This is a genomic window from Actinomycetospora atypica (assembly GCF_042653685.1).
GTDB classification, from domain to species: domain Bacteria; phylum Actinomycetota; class Actinomycetes; order Mycobacteriales; family Pseudonocardiaceae; genus Actinomycetospora; species Actinomycetospora atypica.
In genome coordinates this window covers 12,528-30,402 of sequence record NZ_JBHSIV010000003.1, presented here as the reverse complement: position 1 = coordinate 30,402, position 17,875 = coordinate 12,528, and the positions used below count along the sequence as shown (strand labels likewise).

At 75.1% G+C, this 17,875-nt stretch carries 24 protein-coding genes; 11 read left to right on the top strand and 13 right to left on the bottom strand.

All coding sequences use genetic code 11. From position 1 onward, the window contains the following. The first annotated feature begins 17 nt into the window (after window positions 1-17). Window positions 18-629, top strand: a complete 612-nt coding sequence (locus ACFPBZ_RS03375; protein ID WP_378034590.1) for a dTDP-4-dehydrorhamnose 3,5-epimerase family protein — start codon at window positions 18-20, stop codon at window positions 627-629. 98 nt (window positions 630-727) lie between these two features. Here ACFPBZ_RS03375 and ACFPBZ_RS03370 read toward each other — a convergent pair whose 3' ends face one another. Both ACFPBZ_RS03370 and ACFPBZ_RS03365 read right to left on the bottom strand, forming a co-directional pair. After that, entirely contained in the window at window positions 728-2,311 is a 1,584-nt protein-coding gene (locus tag ACFPBZ_RS03370) for a lytic transglycosylase domain-containing protein (RefSeq protein ID WP_378034589.1), read from the bottom strand. 145 nt (window positions 2,312-2,456) lie between these two features. Then, window positions 2,457-2,819, bottom strand: a complete 363-nt coding sequence (locus ACFPBZ_RS03365; protein ID WP_378034830.1) for a S26 family signal peptidase — start codon at window positions 2,817-2,819, stop codon at window positions 2,457-2,459. A gap of 150 nt (window positions 2,820-2,969) precedes the next feature. Here ACFPBZ_RS03365 and sodN point away from each other — a divergent pair, with 150 nt between their 5' ends. Beyond that, window positions 2,970-3,383: a superoxide dismutase, Ni gene (gene sodN / locus ACFPBZ_RS03360; protein ID WP_465251506.1), complete on the top strand. Its 414-nt coding sequence runs from the start codon at window positions 2,970-2,972 to the stop codon at window positions 3,381-3,383. Window positions 3,384-3,462: 79 nt separating this feature from the next. Continuing rightward, complete coding sequence (locus ACFPBZ_RS03355; RefSeq protein ID WP_378034588.1) at window positions 3,463-4,101, top strand: acid phosphatase; 639 nt, start codon at window positions 3,463-3,465, stop codon at window positions 4,099-4,101. A gap of 20 nt (window positions 4,102-4,121) precedes the next feature. Here the strand turns inward: ACFPBZ_RS03355 and ACFPBZ_RS03350 are convergent, their stop codons facing one another. Continuing rightward, window positions 4,122-4,475, bottom strand: a complete 354-nt coding sequence (locus ACFPBZ_RS03350) for a hypothetical protein (protein ID WP_378034587.1) — start codon at window positions 4,473-4,475, stop codon at window positions 4,122-4,124. Window positions 4,476-4,565: 90 nt separating this feature from the next. On the opposite strand from ACFPBZ_RS03350, the gene ACFPBZ_RS03345 reads away from it, so the two are divergent. Together ACFPBZ_RS03345 and ACFPBZ_RS03340 are read left to right on the top strand one after the other, a co-directional pair. Continuing rightward, entirely contained in the window at window positions 4,566-5,486 is a 921-nt protein-coding gene (locus ACFPBZ_RS03345; protein WP_378034586.1) for a diacylglycerol/lipid kinase family protein, read from the top strand. A 622-nt stretch (window positions 5,487-6,108) separates the two neighbouring features. Beyond that, window positions 6,109-6,357 (top strand): WhiB family transcriptional regulator, encoded by a 249-nt coding sequence (locus ACFPBZ_RS03340; RefSeq protein WP_378034585.1) that lies wholly within the window; start codon window positions 6,109-6,111, stop codon window positions 6,355-6,357. A 110-nt stretch (window positions 6,358-6,467) separates the two neighbouring features. Here the strand turns inward: ACFPBZ_RS03340 and ACFPBZ_RS03335 are convergent, their stop codons facing one another. Together ACFPBZ_RS03335 and ACFPBZ_RS03330 are read right to left on the bottom strand one after the other, a co-directional pair. Continuing rightward, window positions 6,468-7,994 (bottom strand): sensor histidine kinase, encoded by a 1,527-nt coding sequence (locus ACFPBZ_RS03335; RefSeq protein WP_378034584.1) that lies wholly within the window; start codon window positions 7,992-7,994, stop codon window positions 6,468-6,470. Window positions 7,995-8,001: 7 nt separating this feature from the next. Next, complete coding sequence (locus tag ACFPBZ_RS03330) at window positions 8,002-8,226, bottom strand: biotin/lipoyl-binding carrier protein (RefSeq protein WP_378034583.1); 225 nt, start codon at window positions 8,224-8,226, stop codon at window positions 8,002-8,004. Between the two features lie 54 nt (window positions 8,227-8,280). Here ACFPBZ_RS03330 and ACFPBZ_RS03325 point away from each other — a divergent pair, with 54 nt between their 5' ends. After that, window positions 8,281-8,355 carry a 50S ribosomal protein bL37 gene (locus ACFPBZ_RS03325; RefSeq protein ID WP_378034828.1) on the top strand — a complete coding sequence of 25 codons (75 nt, stop codon included), beginning with the start codon at window positions 8,281-8,283 and terminating at the stop codon, window positions 8,353-8,355. A 63-nt stretch (window positions 8,356-8,418) separates the two neighbouring features. On the opposite strand, the gene rsrA is transcribed toward ACFPBZ_RS03325, so the two are convergent. Further along, window positions 8,419-8,763 carry a mycothiol system anti-sigma-R factor gene (gene rsrA / locus ACFPBZ_RS03320; protein ID WP_378034582.1) on the bottom strand — a complete coding sequence of 115 codons (345 nt, stop codon included), beginning with the start codon at window positions 8,761-8,763 and terminating at the stop codon, window positions 8,419-8,421. Next, complete coding sequence (locus tag ACFPBZ_RS03315) at window positions 8,760-9,578, bottom strand: sigma-70 family RNA polymerase sigma factor (protein ID WP_378034581.1); 819 nt, start codon at window positions 9,576-9,578, stop codon at window positions 8,760-8,762. The genes rsrA and ACFPBZ_RS03315 overlap by 4 nt, the downstream gene beginning before the upstream one ends. A 71-nt stretch (window positions 9,579-9,649) precedes the next feature. Here ACFPBZ_RS03315 and ACFPBZ_RS03310 point away from each other — a divergent pair, with 71 nt between their 5' ends. The 3 genes from ACFPBZ_RS03310 to ACFPBZ_RS03300 are packed head-to-tail and all read left to right on the top strand — an operon-like array spanning window position 9,650 to window position 11,636. Then, the gene (locus ACFPBZ_RS03310) at window positions 9,650-10,126 is read left to right on the top strand and encodes an aminoacyl-tRNA deacylase (protein WP_378034580.1); all 477 of its coding nucleotides are present in this window, start codon (window positions 9,650-9,652) and stop codon (window positions 10,124-10,126) included. 25 nt (window positions 10,127-10,151) lie between these two features. Beyond that, a complete protein-coding gene (locus ACFPBZ_RS03305; protein ID WP_378034579.1) occupies window positions 10,152-10,724 on the top strand; it encodes a TetR/AcrR family transcriptional regulator in 573 nt (190 codons plus the stop codon). A gap of 60 nt (window positions 10,725-10,784) precedes the next feature. Beyond that, complete coding sequence (locus ACFPBZ_RS03300) at window positions 10,785-11,636, top strand: SCO4651 family lipoprotein (protein WP_378034578.1); 852 nt, start codon at window positions 10,785-10,787, stop codon at window positions 11,634-11,636. Here ACFPBZ_RS03300 and ACFPBZ_RS03295 read toward each other — a convergent pair whose 3' ends face one another. Together ACFPBZ_RS03295 and ACFPBZ_RS03290 are read right to left on the bottom strand one after the other, a co-directional pair. Next, window positions 11,637-12,293 (bottom strand): alpha/beta hydrolase family protein, encoded by a 657-nt coding sequence (locus ACFPBZ_RS03295; RefSeq protein ID WP_378034577.1) that lies wholly within the window; start codon window positions 12,291-12,293, stop codon window positions 11,637-11,639. After that, a complete protein-coding gene (locus ACFPBZ_RS03290) occupies window positions 12,290-13,063 on the bottom strand; it encodes an SOS response-associated peptidase (protein WP_378034576.1) in 774 nt (257 codons plus the stop codon). The genes ACFPBZ_RS03295 and ACFPBZ_RS03290 overlap by 4 nt, the downstream gene beginning before the upstream one ends. 26 nt (window positions 13,064-13,089) lie before the next feature. On the opposite strand from ACFPBZ_RS03290, the gene aroA reads away from it, so the two are divergent. After that, a complete protein-coding gene (gene aroA, locus ACFPBZ_RS03285) occupies window positions 13,090-14,463 on the top strand; it encodes a 3-phosphoshikimate 1-carboxyvinyltransferase (RefSeq protein ID WP_378034575.1) in 1,374 nt (457 codons plus the stop codon). A 64-nt stretch (window positions 14,464-14,527) separates the two neighbouring features. Further along, window positions 14,528-15,541, top strand: coding sequence for a ribosome small subunit-dependent GTPase A (rsgA, locus tag ACFPBZ_RS03280; RefSeq protein WP_378034574.1), 1,014 nt, complete (start codon window positions 14,528-14,530; stop codon window positions 15,539-15,541). Between the two features lie 3 nt (window positions 15,542-15,544). Here rsgA and ACFPBZ_RS03275 read toward each other — a convergent pair whose 3' ends face one another. Genes ACFPBZ_RS03275 through ACFPBZ_RS03260 form a run of 4 tightly spaced genes read right to left on the bottom strand, consistent with a single transcriptional unit; the run spans window position 15,545 to window position 17,875 of the window. Continuing rightward, window positions 15,545-16,009 carry a DUF3237 domain-containing protein gene (locus tag ACFPBZ_RS03275; RefSeq protein WP_378034573.1) on the bottom strand — a complete coding sequence of 155 codons (465 nt, stop codon included), beginning with the start codon at window positions 16,007-16,009 and terminating at the stop codon, window positions 15,545-15,547. Next, window positions 16,006-16,455 carry a phenolic acid decarboxylase gene (locus ACFPBZ_RS03270; protein WP_378034572.1) on the bottom strand — a complete coding sequence of 150 codons (450 nt, stop codon included), beginning with the start codon at window positions 16,453-16,455 and terminating at the stop codon, window positions 16,006-16,008. The genes ACFPBZ_RS03275 and ACFPBZ_RS03270 overlap by 4 nt, the downstream gene beginning before the upstream one ends. Next, window positions 16,452-17,048 carry a nucleoside/nucleotide kinase family protein gene (locus tag ACFPBZ_RS03265; RefSeq protein WP_378034571.1) on the bottom strand — a complete coding sequence of 199 codons (597 nt, stop codon included), beginning with the start codon at window positions 17,046-17,048 and terminating at the stop codon, window positions 16,452-16,454. The genes ACFPBZ_RS03270 and ACFPBZ_RS03265 overlap by 4 nt, the downstream gene beginning before the upstream one ends. After that, window positions 17,045-17,875, bottom strand: coding sequence for an SDR family NAD(P)-dependent oxidoreductase (locus tag ACFPBZ_RS03260; RefSeq protein WP_378034570.1), 831 nt, complete (start codon window positions 17,873-17,875; stop codon window positions 17,045-17,047). The genes ACFPBZ_RS03265 and ACFPBZ_RS03260 overlap by 4 nt, the downstream gene beginning before the upstream one ends.

The window sequence follows — 17,875 nt, the reverse complement described above, 5'->3', positions numbered from 1 at the left end:
CGGTACGGTCCGTCGCCGTGGACGCCAAGGAACTCGCGGTGCCCGGTGCGTGGTCGTTCACCCCGCCGGTCTTCCCCGACGCGCGCGGTGCGTTCGCGGCGCCCTTCCAGGCGGAGGTGTTCGCCAGGACCGTGGGGCACCCGCTGCATGTGGCGCAGGCCAACACGAGCGTATCCCGGCGCGGTGTCGTCCGGGGGGTGCACTACGCCGACGTACCCCCCGGGCAGGCGAAGTACGTCGTCTGCACCGCGGGCGCGCTGCTCGACGTGGTGGTCGACATCCGCGTCGGCTCCCCCACGTTCGGCCGGTGGGACGCCGTCCGGCTCGACGGGCAGGGCCTGGGGGCGGTCTACCTCTCCGAGGGGCTCGGCCACGCCTTCCTCGCCCTGGCCGACGACACCGTGGCCACCTATCTCTGCTCCACGCCCTACAACCCGACCGCGGAGCACGGCGTGAGCCCGCTCGACCCGGAGCTCGCCCTCCCGTGGACGGAGTACCTCCCGGCCGACGAGCTGGTGCTCTCCGACAAGGACACGGACGCCCCGACCCTCGCCGAGGCCCTCGCGGCGGGCGCGCTGCCCGACGCCGAGGCCTGCCGCGCCCGGGTCGCGGAGCTCAGCGGCTCCTGACCCTGTCGGCACGCGTCCAACGGAACCTCACGTGGCTCGGGGCGTGGTCTTGACCCACGTGACGGTCTGTTGATCATGCAACGCTCTGGCCCAGGCACTCAGCCCCAGGCGGCGGCGAGGGACGCGAGGGCGGTGCGCGCCGTGGCGTCGGGGACCCCGGCGCCGGGCGGCACCGCGAGCATCACCCGTCCCCCGGCAGCGGCGCGGTGCACCCCGGCGGGCGCCGTGGGCGCGGGGGCCGAGGCGGTGGTGGCGACGACGGCCACCACGAGCGGCTTCCCGCTCCGGCTGACGGTGCAGGTGACCTGACCGGCCTTCGGGCCGGCGCCGGTGGCCGCCGTGAGCTGGGCGACCGGCACGGCGAACGCCTTCGCCACCGTCGGCAGCGACCTCTGGCAGCGCGCGGCGGCCGCGGCGGTGGTCGTCGTGGTCGGGGGCGCGGTGGTCGTGGTGGTGGACGGCGGGGCGGGCGTGGTCGTGGTCGGCCCGGGGGTCGTCGGTCGAGGAGTGGTGGGCGCGGCGGGGGTGGTGGTGCCGGCCTCGGGCCGCGCGGGCGACGGCGGTCGCTCGGGCAGCGCGACGACGGGCGGCGCGGCCACGGACGACGACGACGCACCCGACGACAGGGCCGCACCCGCGGCCACGGGGAGCGGCGCCGGGGCACCCGGCCCGGGAGCGGCCACCGGCGAGCCCCCGAGCAGCCCGGGCGGCGGCGCGGAGCCGGGCCCGGGGGTCGTCGGGAGGGGCTGCGGCAGCGCGGCGAGCCTGGCGGGCGAGCCGGCGGCGAGGATGTCGGAGCCGGGGTCGGAGGCGGGCGCGGGGTCGGGGATGCCGCCGGTCGAGTCGGGCACGGGCAGCGCGCCGGAGGCGTAGCCGTCGGCCCAGCGGAGCACGGTCGCGACGTAGGACTCGGAGTGGTTGTAGCGGAAGACCGCGTCGTGGCGCCCGGACGGCGTGTCGAGGTCGGTGCCCCCCGCGCAGAGGTAGCGGCCGGTGGCGAGGGCGGCGTCGTGGACGTTGTCGGGGTCGGACCGGCCGTCCCCGTTGCCGTCCGCGCCGTAGACCTCCCAGCTGGTGGGGATGAACTGGGTGGGGCCGACGGCGCGGTCCCAGGTGGTGTCGCCGTCGAGGGCGCCGCCGTCGGTGTCGGTGATCGAGGCGTTCCCGCCGGTGCCGTTCAGCGCCGGACCGAGGATCGGGCGGGTGGTGGTGCCGGAGGCGTCGACCGAGCCGCCGTAGGCGTGGCTCGACTCGACCTTGCCGATCCCGGCCACGAGCGGCCAGGTGAGCCCGCAGCCCGGGGCGGTGCGCCCCATCGCGGTCTCGGCGCCGCGGTAGGCGGCGAGCACGGTCTCGGGGATGCCGGAGTCGGCGCCGCCGAGGCTGCCGGTGCCGGTGCCGCCGAGGTCGGGCAGGCCCGGGGGGAGCAGGTCGCCGGGCACGGGCGGGACGCCCGCCTCGGGCACGCGGCCGGTGGCGCCGATCTCGCTGGTGTCGGGCGGGGGCAGGGTGAGCGCGGCCGTCACCGGCGCGGCGGGGCCGGCGGCGCCGAGGGCCCCGAGCATCACGACGAGCCCGACGCCCCAGGACAGCAGGACGCGGGGCCGCGGAGCACGGGCCGGACCCGCCTCGGTGGACACCATCCACGCCGAGCCGATCCACGGTCCCCGCTCGTCACCCACGCCGCTCCCCGATCCTGTCGCCCGATACCTGGGACTGTCGCGGGATGGCGGCATGACGCTACCGACACGGCGATGGATCCACCGATCGTGACGACGCGGTGTCGCGGAGTCGCGGCCGTCCGGGCGTGATCGACACGGAGGTGGGTCAGCGGCGCGGCAGCCGGCCCGGGTGCGGCCACAGACGGTGAGTGACGACCGCCGACGCCTGCGCCGGGCCCAGCGTGCGGGAGTCGGTGGACGACGTGGCGTGGTCGCCGACGGCGAACCAGCCGCCCTCGTCGGGCTCCGTCGGATCCCACGGCAGCGCCAGTCTCTTGACCGAGAGCTGTCCCGGCCGCGCGGGCCAGCGGACGAGGGCGACGTCCCCCGCCCGGGGCGCCAGGGCGGGGACGGCGAGGACGACGTCGCCGTCGTGCAGGGTCGGCGCCATGGAGTCGCCGCGGACCAGGACGCGGCGCGGTACCCCGGCGAGCGCACGCGAAAACGCCGCTCGGAGACCCCGCCCCACCTGCACCGATGCCCTCCGTCGCCGCCCGTCGCCCCGCCTGGTCGCCCTCACCTCACCTCGGCTGCCCGGGGTGGCGCGCGGGAGTAGGTTGGGCGGCGGTCGGAACGATCACCGCCCCCCGCACGGGTGGGGGGCACGAAGGGAGGCGACATGGGACTGCTCACGAGCATCCTCCGTCCGCGCCTGGAGGCCACCGCGCACTGCGACCTCCCCTGCGGCGTGTACGACCCGGCACAGGCTCGCATCGAGGCCGAGTCGGTCAAGATGATCCAGTCGAAGTACCAGGACTCCGACGACCCGGTGTTCAAGGAGCGCGCGATCCAGATCAAGGAGGAGCGCTCCGACCTGGTGAAGCACCACCTGTGGGTGCTGTGGACGGACTACTTCAAGCCGCCGCACTTCGAGAAGTACCCGCAGCTCCACGAGCTGTTCAACAAGGCCACCAAGGCCGCCGGCGCCACCGGCACGAAGGGGTCCACCGACCCGCAGACCGGTGACGAGCTCCTCGGGTACATCAACGAGATCTCGGACATCTTCTGGGAGACCAAGAAGGCTGCCGCCTGAGGTCCTGCGTTTCCCGACACGCCCGTCCCGACGATCCGGGGCGGGCGTCGTCGTGTCCGGCGAGGGTGGGGAGAGTGCAGTGAGCGAGAGCCCGGTCGGGCGCGTGTTCGTGCTGCGTCACGGCGAGACCGAGTGGTCGCGTTCGGGGCAGCACACGGGGCGGACCGACCTCCCCCTGACCGAGCGCGGCGAGGAGCAGGCCCGCACGGCCGGCCACCTGCTCTCCGTGCTGCGTGGCGACGCGCAGCCCGACCCGGTGGTCTGGTGCAGCCCCCGCCGGCGCGCCCGCGACACCGCCGCCCTCGCCGGGCTCACGGTCGACGACGTCCGCGAGGACCTCGCGGAGTGGGACTACGGCGACTACGAGGGCCGCACCACGCCCGACATCCGCACGGAGGACCCGGGCTGGACGGTGTGGACGCACCCGGTGCCGCACGGCGAGACCCACGAGCAGATCGCGGCGCGCATCGACCGCGTCATCGCCGACGCGGACGCCGAGCTCGCGGTCCGCGACGTCATCCTCGTCGGGCACGGCCACGCCTCGCGGGTGCTCATCGCCCGCTACCTCTCCCTGGCGCCCTCGGCCGGGGTCGGCTTCGCCTTCGACCCGGCGTCGGTGACCGTGCTCGGCCACGAGCGCGGTGAGCACCGCATCGACCTGCTCAACGCCCCGGGCGGGCTCGTCGAGCCGCCGCCCCCACCGGCCGACCGGAACTAGGGCGGCACTGCGCCGGGTCCCTACTGCTCGGCCCAGTCGCGCCCGGCCCGGGAGAGCACCCCGGCGAGGACGGCCGCGCAGACGACGGCGAGCGGGGCCCCGAGGTCGGGCCGGGACGAGGTCACCCCCGCGTAGAACGCCACGCCCAGGCCGATGAGCTGGGCGACGACGACGGGTCCGCGGGCGCCCCGGGAGCCGCGGGCCAGGGCCACGCCGGCCGCCGCGACCGCGGCGCCGAGCAGGATGACGAACCCCCACACCGCCACCGTGCCCTCGAGCACGAGCAGCACGATCCCGCCCACGAACAGCGCCAGACCCTGCAGCGCGCACACCGCCGACGCCACGACGACCGGGCGGGGCGGAGAGGTCGTCACCACCTCTCCAGAGTAGGTGGCGCCGCGCCCGGGCGATGCGTGCACCACGCCCGGCCCAACGCGCGGGACCGCGGCGCTACGGTGAGTGCCGTGCGCGCCCTGCTCGTGGCCAACCCCTCGGCCACCACCACCACGGCGGCCGGACGCGACGTCATCGCCTACGCCCTCGCGAGCGAGGTCAAGCTCGAGGTGGTGGCCACCCGCTACCGGGGCCATGCCGCCGAGCTCGCCGCCCGCGCGGCGACCGAGGGGGTCGACGTCGTCGTCGTCCTCGGCGGGGACGGCACCGTGAACGAGGCCCTCAACGGCCTGCTCGTCGACGGCCCGCACCCCCGGCTGCCCGCGCTGGGCGTGGTGCCCGGCGGCTCGGCCAACGTCTTCGCGCGGGCCCTCGGCGTCCCCCGCGACCCGCTGGAGGCCACCCACCAGCTGCTGGGGGCCCTCGCCGCGGGCCGCAGCCGATCGGTGGGGCTCGGGCGGGCCGACGAGCGGTGGTTCAGCTTCAACGCCGGGCTCGGCTGGGACGCCGACGTGATCGCCGCGATGGAGCACCAGCGCGACCGGGGCCGCGAGGCCACGCCCACCCGCTACGTGCGGACCGCGTTCCGCCGCTGGGCCCGGGCCCGGGCGAACCCGCCGACGCTGACGATCGAGGTCCCCGGCCGGGAGCCGATCGAGGGCGCGAAGATGGCGATCGTCTCCAACACCGACCCGTGGACCTACCTCGGTGGGTCCGCGGTGCGCACCAACCCCGGCTGCTCGTTCGAGACGGGCCTGGGCCTGTTCGGCATGCGGAACCTGGGCCTGCCGACGATCGCGCGCACCGTCCACCAGATCCTGACCGACGGCGGCTTCCGGTCGCTGGGCTCGGTGATCCGGGACGACGACGTCCCCGCCCTGCGGATCACCTCGGACGAGCCGGTCAACCTCCAGGTCGACGGCGACCACCTCGGGCGACGCAGCGACGTGGAGTTCGTGGCCGTACCCGACGCCCTGCGGGTCGTGGTCTGACGCGATCCGGCGTCGTCCGACCCGTCCGGGCGGTGACCCGGGTCACCTCGCAGGCCGACAGGCGTCGGTCGCAGCCCGGTGAACGGCGACTTGATCCGGCCTTCGGGGGACTCCGGCGGGTCGATCCCGGGAAGCGGGAGGCCTCGGTGCGATCCTAGAGACCGCTCGTCGCCCCTCGGCGTCCGGGTCTGCGCCTCGTCGTGCCGCGTTTTCCGCTCGTCGCAGTCCTCGTCCCGTCACGGTGCGCCCATCTCCACTCACCGCCCGCGCAAGCCCGTCGAGCCGCTTGGGGCTCGATCCGTAGGCGATCCTCCTGCAGATTCTTGGTCATCCCCCGCGAGAGCCGGGCAGGAATGCGAGAGCAGAACTGCACGGCCGGTCCCCGGGAACCGGAGCGATCAGCCGGAACCGGAGGGCACGGGAGACGGACATCACCTCCGATGTCCGGCCGGCGGCAAGGACGTCGCAGGTCGGAGGCCGGAGACCCCGACTCCCCGCATACGAGAACGGTACGCAGGGACCGGTACCACGGTTCCAGGGGATTCCGCAGCCGACGGAATCGCCCACGACGACGCAACCAGGTGCGCACCCCGAGGCGCACCCAGCTGAGGAGACCAGCACGATGGACTGGCGGAACGACGCTGCTTGCCGCGACGAGGACCCGGAACTGTTCTTCCCCATCGGGACGAGTGGCCCCGCTCTCACGCAGATCGCCCAGGCGAAGGCCGTGTGCCGTCGCTGCCCGGCGATGTCGGAGTGCCTGACCTGGGCCCTCGAGTCCGGCCAGGACGCCGGTGTCTGGGGCGGGGCCGACGAGGACGAGCGCCGTGCCATGAAGCGCTACGGCGTGCGGGTCGACGCGCAGGCCTGATCCACCCGGGGCGGACGCTCGCTCCCCACGCGTCCGCCTCGCGCTCGACGTGAACACACGGAAGGCACCTTCGGTCCGCCGGAGGTGCCTTTCGTGCGTCAGCGGCCGGTTCAGCGGCGGTTGAGGGGGATCCGGAGCTCCGCCCGGGTGCCGCCGTCGGGGTCGGGGCGCAGCGAGAGCGTGCCGCCGAGCTCGGAGTCGACGAGCGTGCGCACGATCTGCAGGCCGAGCCCCGGCGCCCGTTCCAGCGAGAAGGTCTCCGGCAGGCCCAGCCCGTCGTCGGAGATGTCGATCTGCAGCAGGCTCGCGGTGCGGGTGGCGACGATGCGGACGGTGCCCGGCACCGACTGCGGCGTCGCCACCGGGAAGCCGTGCTCCAGGGCGTTGGAGACGAGCTCGGTCACCACCAGGACGAGCGGCGTCGCCATCACGGCCGGGAGCACGCCCGCCCGGCCCTCCCGGCGCAGCTCCACCCCGGTCCCGGGGCGGACGAGGTCGTTCATCATCGGCACCACGCCGGCGAGCACCTCGTCGATGTCGACCCGCTCGTCGACCGACGCCGCGAGCGACTCGTGCACCAGCGCGATCGACGCCACCCGGCGCATCGACTCCGACAGCGCCGACCGGGCCTCCTCGTGGCGGGTCCGCCGGGCCTGCAGGCGCAGCAGGGCCGCGACCGTCTGCAGGTTGTTCTTCACGCGGTGGTGGATCTCGCGGATCGTCGCGTCCTTGCTCATCAGCGCCCGGTCCCGGCGCCGCACCTCCGTGACGTCCCGGACGAGCACGAGCGCGCCGGCCGGCACGCCGCGGGGGCGCAGGGGCAGGGCGCGCACCACGGCCGTCGCCCCGCGGCTCTCGATCTCGGTGCGGGCCGAGGGGGTGCCGGCGAGCGCGTCGCGCAGCATCGTCACGGTCTCGGCGCCCTCGAAGGGGTCCGCCGACACCCGCCGGGCCACCGTCGGCAGGTCGGCGCCGACGAGCTCGTCGGTCCAGCCGAGCCGGTGGAACGCCGACGCGGCGTTGGGGCTGACGTAGAGGATCGTGCCGACGGTGCTGACCCGCACGAGCCCGTCGCCCACCCGCGGCGACGACCGGCCCTCGTCGTCGCCCCCCGGGGCGGGGAACGTGCCGTCGGCGATCATCTGGCAGAGGTCGCCCGCGACGGCCAGGTAGGAGATCTCGAGCGTGGAGGGGACCCGCGGGGCCGCGAGGTTCGTGTCGCGCCCGAGGACCGCGATCACCCGCTTGCCCCCACCCCCGTCGCCGCGCTCGCCCGGGCCGTGGCCGACCGGCACGACCTCCCGGCGGATCGACCGGCCCCGGTGCCAGCGGGGCTGCTCCTCGCGGCGCATCGTGGCGTCGCCGAGCGCCCGCCGCAGCTGCGGGTGCTGCGCCGCGGTGGCCGTGCCGCCCACCATGTCCTCGGGATGCGCGGTCGGCGCGGTCGTCGGGCGGCTGTGGGCGACGCAGAGGAAGTACGGCTCCCCGGTCTCCGAGGTGACCGGCACCCAGAGCAGGAAGTCGGCGAACGAGAGGTCGGAGAGCAGCTGCCACTCCGAGGCGAGCCGCTGCAGGTGCGCGACCTCGTCGCCGGAGAGCGACGTGTGCGTCGCGAGCAGGAAGCTCAGCGTCGACACGTGCGGGTCACTCCGTCCTCTCGATGACGGCGATCAGGTCGCCCCCCTGCACCACGTCGCCCTCCTTGACCGCGACGGACACCACCGTGCCCGCCACCTCGGTGAGCACCGGGATCTCCATCTTCATCGACTCGAGGAGGACGATCGTGTCGCCGTCCGTCACGGCCGTGCCCGCGGCGGCCACGACCTCGAGGACGTTCGCCACCATCTCCGCGCGGATCTCGTCAGCCACGGCGTCATCCAACCATCGACGGGCCCGGGTGAGGGCGCGTGGGAGAATCGGCTCATGTCGAAGCGCGCACGCCAGAAGCGGGACCGCAAGAAGAAGGCCAGCAACCACGGCAAGCGTCCCAACAGCTGACGCGCATGCCGTCCGAGGACGACGAAGGGCCCCCGGTGATCACCGGGGGCCCTTCGTGTGTCGTCAGCCCTGTCGCCAGGACTCCACGCGGGTCGAGTTGACCTCGACCACCGTGCCGCCGGCGGGGGTGCGCTCGACGGTCACCTGGGCCTGCTCGAGCACCGTCGCCCGGATGTGCTCGCGGAGCTTCCGGTGCAGCGTGTCGGGTGCCCGGTCGCCGCTGCACGAGCGCGCGAGCAGCGTCTTGACCTTCTCCTCGAGCCCGTAGCGCGCGAGGCACGGGCCGCACTCCGCGAGGTGGCGGCGCAGCTGGGCGTCGCGCTCCTCGCCGCACTCGTGGTCGAGCAGCAGCCAGACCTCGGCGAGGACCTCGGAGCAGTCGGTCTCGTGGGCCTCTCCGCAGCTCATGACCCGGTCACCTCTTCCCGGATGAACCCGCGGTCGCGGGCGGTGTCGGTGAGGGCGTCGCGCAGCTGCTTGCGTCCGCGGTGCAACCGCGACATCACGGTGCCGATCGGCGTCCCCATGATCTCGGCGATCTCCTTGTAGGCGAACCCCTCGACGTCGGCGAGGTAGACCGCCATGCGGAAGTCGTCGGGCAGTGCCTGCAGCGCCTCGCGGATGTCGTTGTCCGGCAGCCGGTCGAGCGCCTCGGCCTCCGCGCTGGGCAGGCCCGCCGACGAGTGCTCGGCCGACTGCGAGAGCTGGTAGTCGGTGATCTCGTCGGTGGAGTTCTGCTGCGGCTGGCGCTGCTTCTTGCGGTAGGTGTTGATGTAGGAGTTCGTGAGGATGCGGTACAGCCAGGCCTTCAAGTTCGTCCCCGGTCGGAACGACGTGAACGACGAGTAGGCCTTGAGCACCGTCTCCTGGACGAGGTCCTCCGCGTCGGGAGGGTTGCGGGTCATCCGCATGGCCGCCGCGTACAGCTGGTCGACCATCGGCATGACGTCCCGCTCGAAACGCGCCGCGCGATCCGCGACCGTCTCGGTCTCCAGGTCGGCGGGGGTGGACCCGCCCTGGCTCACGTCGGTGGCGGCGTCCACCGCCGCTGCATCGACCGCCTCGGACACCGTGCTCCCTTCGCGCCACGTCCTGGTCGTGGCGTCGGATCGACGGGAGGCTACCCCGGTCGAGCCGGCGGCACCCCCGGCCGAACCGTCGGGCAGCCGGATCACGGTGCGGTCCGCCACCGGGGCGGCCCGCTCCATCGTCATCGTCGGCATGTCACCTCTCCCTCTTCCTTCCGGGAGAACACGGGCGACGGGGAGGGGATTCCCCGCTAGCGTCGCTCGCCGTGGCACGCGCGGCGACCCCGGCCCTGGCCCTGCTCGCCCGCGCGGGTGTGGCCGTGAGCACGCACCCCTACACCGCGCCCGGCGTGGCGGCGTACGGCACCGAGGCGGCCGAGGCCCTCGACCTCGACCCGCACCGCGTGTTCAAGACCCTGGTCGCGGAGGTCGACGGGCGGCCGGTCCTGGCGATGGTGCCGGTCTCGGGGTCGCTCGACCTCAAGGCGCTCGCCACGGCGCGCGGCGGCAAGCGGGCGACGATGGCCGACCCGGCGGCCGCGGAGCGCCTCACGGGCTACGTCACCGGCGGCATCTCCCCGCTGGGGACCCGGCAGCGGCTCCCCCTCGTGCTCGACGACTCCGCGCTCGCCTTCGACACCGTCTTCTGCAGCGCGGGGCGACGCGGACTGCAGATGGAGCTCGCGCCCGCCGACCTCGTCGCGACGGCCGGGGGTGTCACGGCGGCCGTCGCGGGTGCGTGACCGACCGGTTGGTTACACTCCTGTCGTGCCGAAGGACGGGAGTGCCACCCGACGCCGCCTGCTCGACGCGGCGACCGCGGAGTTCTCCTGCCACGGGATCGCGGGCGCGCGGGTCGACCGGATCGCCGACGCCGCCCGGGCGAACAAGGCGCAGATCTACGCGTGGTTCGACTCCAAGGACGGGCTGTTCGACGCCGTCTTCGCCGAGCACCTGACGCTCATCGTCGACCTCGTCCCCTTCGACGCGCGGGACCTGCCCGGCTACGTCGTGCGCCTCTACGACGCCTACCTGCAGCAGCCCTCGGTGATCCTGCTGGCCACGTGGGCGCGCCTCGAGCGGGTGCCCACCGGCGACCTCCTCACGTCGATCCCCGACGACGTGGCCCGCAAGCTGGCCGCGGTGCGCGACGCCCAGGCCGAGGGCCTCGTCGACCCCGACCTCGACCCCCGCGACGTCTACTCGATGGTCATCTCGCTCTCGATGAGCTGGTCGCCCGCCGCGACCGTGGTCTCCGCCGCCCCCGACGACCCGGCGCCCGACCACGCGCGTCGCCGGGACGCGCTGGCCCGGGTGGCGCGGCGCGCGTTCGCCCCCTGATCCGGTGGTTTCCCGCGCGGGCTCCGGCGACGACAGCGGCACCGCCCGAAGACTGGGCCCGTGGCAGCACGGACACGATTGCTGGCCGTCCTGCTCGCGGCCCTGACCGTGCTCGGCGGCTGCTCGTCCCTCGGCGGGACGGGGATCGGCCGCGACGACACCGCGGCCGGGGCCGCGGCCCGCGACCGCACCGACCCGGGCACCGCCGAGGCCGTCCGGTCCGCGGCCCCGGCGCCCGCCGCGGCCGGCGGCGCGACCGTCGCCGTCAGCTCGCGCGGCCCCGCCCGCGACCGGTCGGTCACCACCAGCGGCACCGGGTCGGTCGACCTGCGCGGGCGCGCCGCGAGCCTCGCGCTGCGCATCAGCGACCTCGGGCGGGTCGACGCCCTGACGGTCGGACGGACCGCCTACGGCGCCCTGCCGCCGCGCGCGATCAACGACATCGCCCGGGGTCGCACGTGGGTGTCGGTCGACCTCGACCGGGTCGACCTCGGGCTCTACGCCGACACGACCGTCCAGCTCGCCACCGGCATCACCGGTAACCCCGCCGACCTCGCGACGGTGCTCGAGGCCCTCACCGACGACGTCCGGGTGGTGGGGCCCGAGACCATCGAGGGGACGCCGACGATCCACTTCCGCGGCGGCGTCGACCTCGCCCGCCTGCCCGTCGTGGCGCCCGACCTGCGGGGGGCCGCCGACCGCCTGCGCGCCGAGCTCCCGCTCGCCGCCGTGCCGGTCGACGTCTGGGTCGACGCCACCGGGCGGCTGCGGCGGGTCACCGAGACGCTCGTGCCGGGCGAGACGGTCACGACGACGACGCTGTCGGGCCTCGGCCCGCAGCCGGCGGTCGTCGCGCCGTCCGCCGAGCGCGTGCGGGACCTGTTCCGGGAGCTGCGTCGCCGGGCGGGCTGACTACAGGATCACGAGCCCGTCGGGCAGCGGCGGGAAGAACCGGGCGATCCACGGGGCGACCGCGTCGCGGACCGGGCCGCGGGCCTTGAGCGAGTGGTCACCCCTCACGGTGACCACCTCGCGGTGCCGCGCCGGCGGCGGCACGCCGAAGCGGTCGCGCTCGCCGGACACGGCGAGCACCGGGATCCCGGCCTCGTCGACCGCGTCGATCTCGGGCGACCGGTCGGGCCGGGTGCCGTCCCTGCGGGCGGGCGCGAGCAGCGGGAACGCGAGGGCGAGCACGCCCACCGGGGCGGGGTCGGCCACGAGTGCGCCGCGGCACGCCACCCGTGCGCCGGACGACCGCCCGCCGTGGACCTGGTCGGTGTCGGGGAAGCGGCGGGTCAGCTCGGCCAGGACGCACGCCCAGGCCTCGTCGAGCTGCGCGGCCGGCGCCGGGGCCTTCCGCCCGGCGACCCGGTAGGGCTGCAGCACCCGCGCCACGGCGATCGGCACCGGGGCGCTCTCGGCCGCCGCCAGCAGGTCCGGGGCCTCGACACCCCCGCCCGCGCCGTGGCCGAGGACGAGGAGGCCGCCGCAGTAGCCGGGGCTCTCCAGGAGGACGCGGGCCGGCCCGTGGGGCGTCGCGACCTCGAAGTCGTCGAGCTCGACGATCACGACGGGTTGACCGCCTCGAGGTCGAGCCCCTGCTGCTCGGGCACCTCGTGGACCTCCTCGACGAGCTCCGCCCCGTGATTGCGCACGTTGTTGACCTTCGACGACACCTGCCGCATCTCGATCGCGGCGAGGATCTCCTCGGACGGCGCGAGCAGGTCGGTGGGGTCGTCGTTGTCGGGGTCGAGCCACTCGGCCCAGCGCGCGGCCGGGATCACCAGCGGCATCCGGTGGTGGACCTCGGTGAGCGGGCCGGCGGAGTCGGTCGTGACGATCGTCGTGGAGACCAGCGGGTCGGCACCCTTCTCCGGACGCCACGTCTCCCACAGCCCCGCGAGGGCGAGCGAGTGCCCGGCGAGGTCGGAGTCGGCGCGGAAGGTCATGAAGTAGGGCGTCTTGTGCTTGCCGTCGCGCAGCCACTCGTACCAGCCGTCGGCCGGCACGAGGCATCGTCGGGACGCCGCGGCCCGACGGAAGGCGGGCTTCTCGGTGAGCGACTCGGCCCGGGCGTTGATCAGGCGGTTGCCGACCGAGAGGTCCTTCGCCCAGGACGGCACGAGCCCCCAGCGCATCGCGCGCACCGAGCGCTCCACCGCCGAGGGGTCGGGGGTGCCGTCGTCGTCGCGCGGGTGGCGGTCGACGACGCCCGGGATCGTCAGCGTGGGCGCGACGTTGTACTCCGGGGTGTCGAGCGCGCCGTCGGTGGCGTCGCGCGCGTCGAACTCCTCGGCCAGACCGGCCGGATCCTTGGCGAGGGCGTAGCGACCGCACATGTCCTCGATCCTGCCAGGATGGGGCCGTGAGCAGTCCCTGGAGCGCGCCCGCCGCCGACGGTCCGGTGCACGGTGCCGTCGCGGTCCCGGGCTCGAAGTCGGTCACCAACCGCGCCCTCGTCCTCGCCGCGCTGGCGGGCGACGGCGCCACCCGCACCGTGGCGGGCGCCGCGCGCTCGCGCGACACCACGCTGATGGTCGACGGCCTCGCGGCCCTGGGCGTCGGTACGGAGATCACCGCGGGCCGGGACGGGACGATCGACGTCGCGGTGACCGCGCCCGAGCGGCTGCGGGCCGGCCGGGTCGACTGCGGCCTCGCCGGCACCGTGATGCGCTTCCTCCCGCCGCTCGCCGCGCTCGCCGACGGGCCCGTGGCGTTCGACGGCGACCCGCACGCGCGGACCCGCCCGATGGGCGGGGTGCTCGCCGGCCTCCGGGGGCTCGGCGTCGCGCTCGACCCCGCCGACGCCCACCGGCTGCCGTTCACCGTGCTGGGCTCGGGCGCCGTGGCGGGCGGGCCGGTGACGGTGGACGCCTCGGCCTCGTCGCAGTTCGTCTCGGGCCTGCTGCTCTCCGGCGCGCGCTACGACCGCGGCGTCGTCGTCACCCACCGCGGTGACGGCCCGGTGCCCTCCCTGCCGCACGTCGACATGACCGTGACGATGCTGCGCCTGTCCGGGGTCACCGTCACCTCCGAGACGGAGCGCTGGGCGGTCTCCCCCGGCCCCGTGACGCCCGAGGCGCGGTTCGTCGTGGAGCCCGACCTCTCGGGCGCGGCGGTCTACCTCGCCGCCGCCATGATCACCGGGGGCCGGGTGACGATCACCGGCTGGCCCGAGCGACGACCCGCCGCGAACCCCGAGCGGCACGACCAGTCCCGCCACGACCTCCCCGGCCTGCAGCCGCTCGCGGCGGTCCGGCGGGCGTTGGAGGCGTTCGGGGCCTCGGTGGACGAAGGTCCCGAGGGGCTCACGGTGCAGGGCCCCGACCGGCTGCGCGGGGTCGACGTCGACCTCGGCGAGATCGGTGAGCTCACCCCCACCGTCACCGCGCTCGCCGTGGTGGCCGGGCTGTCGGGCGAGCACTCGCGGCTGCGCGGGGTCGGGCACATCCGCGGACACGAGACCGACCGGCTCGCGGCCCTCGTCGCGGAGTGCACGTCGCTCGGGGCGCGGGTCTCCGAGACCGAGGACGGGCTGGAGGTGCACCCCGCATCGGGCCTGGCCCCGACGAGGCCGTGGGGCGCCTACGCCGACCACCGCATGGCCACGGCCGGGGCCCTTCTCGGCCTCGTCGTGCCGGGCCTGGAGATCGACGACGTGGCCGCGACGACGAAGACGCTGCCCGACTTCGCCACCGACTGGCCCGCGCTTGTCGGCGGCGCGGGGGTCCCGGCGTGAGGTGTCAGCACTGCGGCCATGCTGACACTCAACGTCACGATCGGGCCATGTACGGACCGGCCCGATGAGCCCCCGCAGCGCCGCCGGCCGCTACGACGAGTCCGACGTCCGCGTCCGCCCCGGCCGCGGCAGCCGCCCCCGGTCGAAGCGCCGGCCCGAGCACGCCGACGCCCGCACCGCGATGGTGGTCGGCGTCGACCGCGGCCGCTGGACCTGCGCCCCCGACGACGAGCCCGACGTCCGCGTCGTCGCGATGCGGGCCCGCGAGATGGGCCGCACCCCGGTGGTGGTCGGCGACCAGGTCGACCTCGTCGGCGACGTCTCCGGCACCGACGACACCCTCGCCCGCATCGTCCGGGTCGCCGAGCGCTCGAGCGTCCTGCGCCGCACCGCGGACGACACCGACCCCTACGAGCGGATCGTCGTCGCGAACGCCGACCAGCTCGTGATCGTCACCGCGCTCGCCGACCCGGTCCCCCGCACCGGCTTCGTCGACCGCTGCCTCGTCGCGGCCTACGCCGGGGGCCTCGAGCCGGTGCTGTGCCTGACGAAAGCCGACCTCGCCGACCCCGGGCCGTTCTCCGCCGAGTACGCCGAGCTCGACCTCCCGATCGTCGTGACGCGCCAGGACGAGGACCCGGGCGAGCTCCGCGAGATGCTGCGCGACCAGGTGTCGGCGCTGATCGGGCACTCCGGGGTCGGGAAGTCGACGCTGGTCAACGTCCTCGTGCCGGACGCCCTGCGGGCCGTCGGGGTGGTGAGCGGCGTCGGCAAGGGCCGTCACACGTCGACCTCCGCGGTGGCCCTGGCCCTGCCCGACGGGGGCTGGGTGGTCGACACCCCCGGCATCCGGTCGTTCGGGCTCGCGCACATCTCCCCCGACGATGTGGTGGCCGCGTTCGGCGACCTCGCGGCCGTCGTCGAGAACTGCCCGCGCGGCTGCTCGCACCTCGGGCCGCCGGCCGACCCGGAGTGCGCCCTCGACCCGCTGGTCGAGGCGGGCGGGCTCTCCGCGGGCCGGCTCGAGGCCCTGCGCCGGGTCCTCACCTCGCTGCGCATCCCCGCCTGGGAGGTCTGAGCCTCAGGTGACCGTGTAGGCGTCGTAGACCACCGCCGACGCCCGCCGCCGGGCCACGCCGATCGTCAGGACCCGCGTCAGCCACGCGTGCTGCGGGGCGGAGGTCTCGAAGGTCGCGTGCACGCGGAAGTAGTACGACGACGGGTCGGCGTCCTCCCCGCGGGCGAGCGCGGCCAGCACCTCCGGGGGCCCGGAGCGCACTCCGGCGGTGCGGAGGTAGACGTGTGCACCGTCGTCGGCGCGCAGCAGGTAGCGCGTGTCGATCGTGGTGGCGCCGTCGGCCTGGATCACCTGCCAGTCGGCGCCGCCCGGCACGACGACGCCGGAGAACCGCTCCCCCGTCACCGTCCCGCCGACGATCGGGACGATCCGGCGGTGCCCGGCGTCGGTGACGCCGAGGTCGACCGGCTCGGCCAGCTCCACCTCGACGTGCGCCAGGAAGTCGAGGCCGGGAACGGGGAGGCTCACGGCGCGGCGCTGATCACGGTCTCGTCGTCCGGCCCCGGGTCCTCGAGCAGCGTGATCTCGCTCGGCTCGTCGACCACCTCGATCGGGTAGGTCGGCCCGGCGTCGCGGCGGCGGCGCATCTCGTCGAGGTGGTCGTTCTGGAAGCACACGGTGGCCTGCGGGTCGTCCATCACCCAGCGCGGGAAGAAGATCGTCCCATGGGTCGTGCGGTTCTCCAGGTCGGCGACGATCGAGACCGACGTGCCCGTCGGCTCGGTCCAGTGCACGGTGTGCACGCCCTCGCGCAGCCGCGCGACGTAGGCGTACTGGTCGCGCACCCACCGCCCGCCGACGAGCCCGGAGTGGATCCGGTAGTCGACGGTGGTGTCGTTCTTGACGTAGAGCTCGTACTCCCAGCCGTTGCCGTAGGTGTACTTCAGGCGCTTCCCGACGATGGTGTCGCTCACGGACCGTCGAGTACCCGGTCCGCGCGGGACGCGGTCGCGGCGATCAGCGTGGCGTTGGCCGCGTCCGACCCGTCCGCCCGCGCGACGGCCTCGTCGTGCGTGCGGCCGACGGCGACGTGCCGCGCGATCAGGCGCTCCCGGCGCACGGCCTCGTCGGGACGGAGGAACCACGCCTCGTCGAGCAGGTCCCGGATCCGGTCCCAGGGCGAGGAGTCGAGCAGCAGGTAGTTCCCCTCGGTGACGAGCAGCGTCGTCGTGGGCGGGATCTCGATCGCGCCGCCGATCGACTCCTCCACGCTGCGCCGGTACTCCGGCGCCCAGACGGTGTCGGCGGTCGTCCGGAAGCGCTCGAGGAAGGCGACGTAGCCGGCGGCGTCGAACGTGTCGGGGGCGCCCTTGCGGTCGAGGCGCCCGAGGCGGTCCAGCGTCGAGCTGGCCAGGTGCCAGCCGTCCATCCCGACGACGACCGTGCCCGGCCCGGCGAGCGTGTCCGCCAGGGTCGACTTGCCGGCGCCCGGGCCGCCCGCGATGCCGAGGACGCGTCGTCCGGGGCCGGCGGCGAGCTCGCGGGCGCGGTCGAGCGGGTCGCTCATGCCAGGTGTCCGGCGACCAGCTCCAGGCTCCGCTCCCGCAGCGTCGCCCGGGCGGCGGGGTCGGCGGCCTGCCGGTTCGGGCTCGCCGGCTCCAAGCGGTCGTAGAAGCGGCCGGTGACGCCGTCGAGGCGGGGGTCGACGGCGAGTCGGCGGGTCGACTCCACGCCCGTCTCCAGGGTGTCGACCGACCGGCCGACCTCGGACAGGACGATCTTGGTCGGCATGTAGGTGCCCGGGTGCAGGGCGTTGACCGCCACCTCCTCGACCGGGAGCCGCTCCGCGAGGTCGACCGCGTAGAGGATCTGGGCGAGCTTGGACTGCGCGTAGGCGCGGCCGCCGTCGTAGTGCCGCTCGAGCATGAGGTCGTCGAAGTCGAGCGGCTGCTGGGCGCCGGAGGAGACGTGGACGACCCGGGAGGCCGTGCCGTCCGCGGAGGAGCGCAGCAGCGGCAGGAGCTTCTCGGTGAGCAGGAAGTCGGCCAGGTAGTTCACCGCGAACCGCAGCTCGTACCCGTCGGCGCTGGTGCGCCGGGTCCGCCCGTCGGGCTCCCCACCGCCGATCCCGGCGTTGTTGACCAGCACGTGCAGCTCGCCGGCGCGCTCGGCGATCTCGTCGGCGGCGCGGGCGACCTGGGCGAGGTCGGCCAGGTCGGCCCGCACGGTCAGCGGCGGGTGGGCGGCGACCGGCCCGAGCTCGGCGACGAGGTCGTCGAGGCGCTCGGCCGAGCGGCCGTGCAGGACGAGGCGGACGTCGTCGCCCGCCAGGCGGAGCGCGAGCGCACGACCGAGGCCGTCGGTCGCGCCGGTGATCGCGAGGGTGCGGGGCAT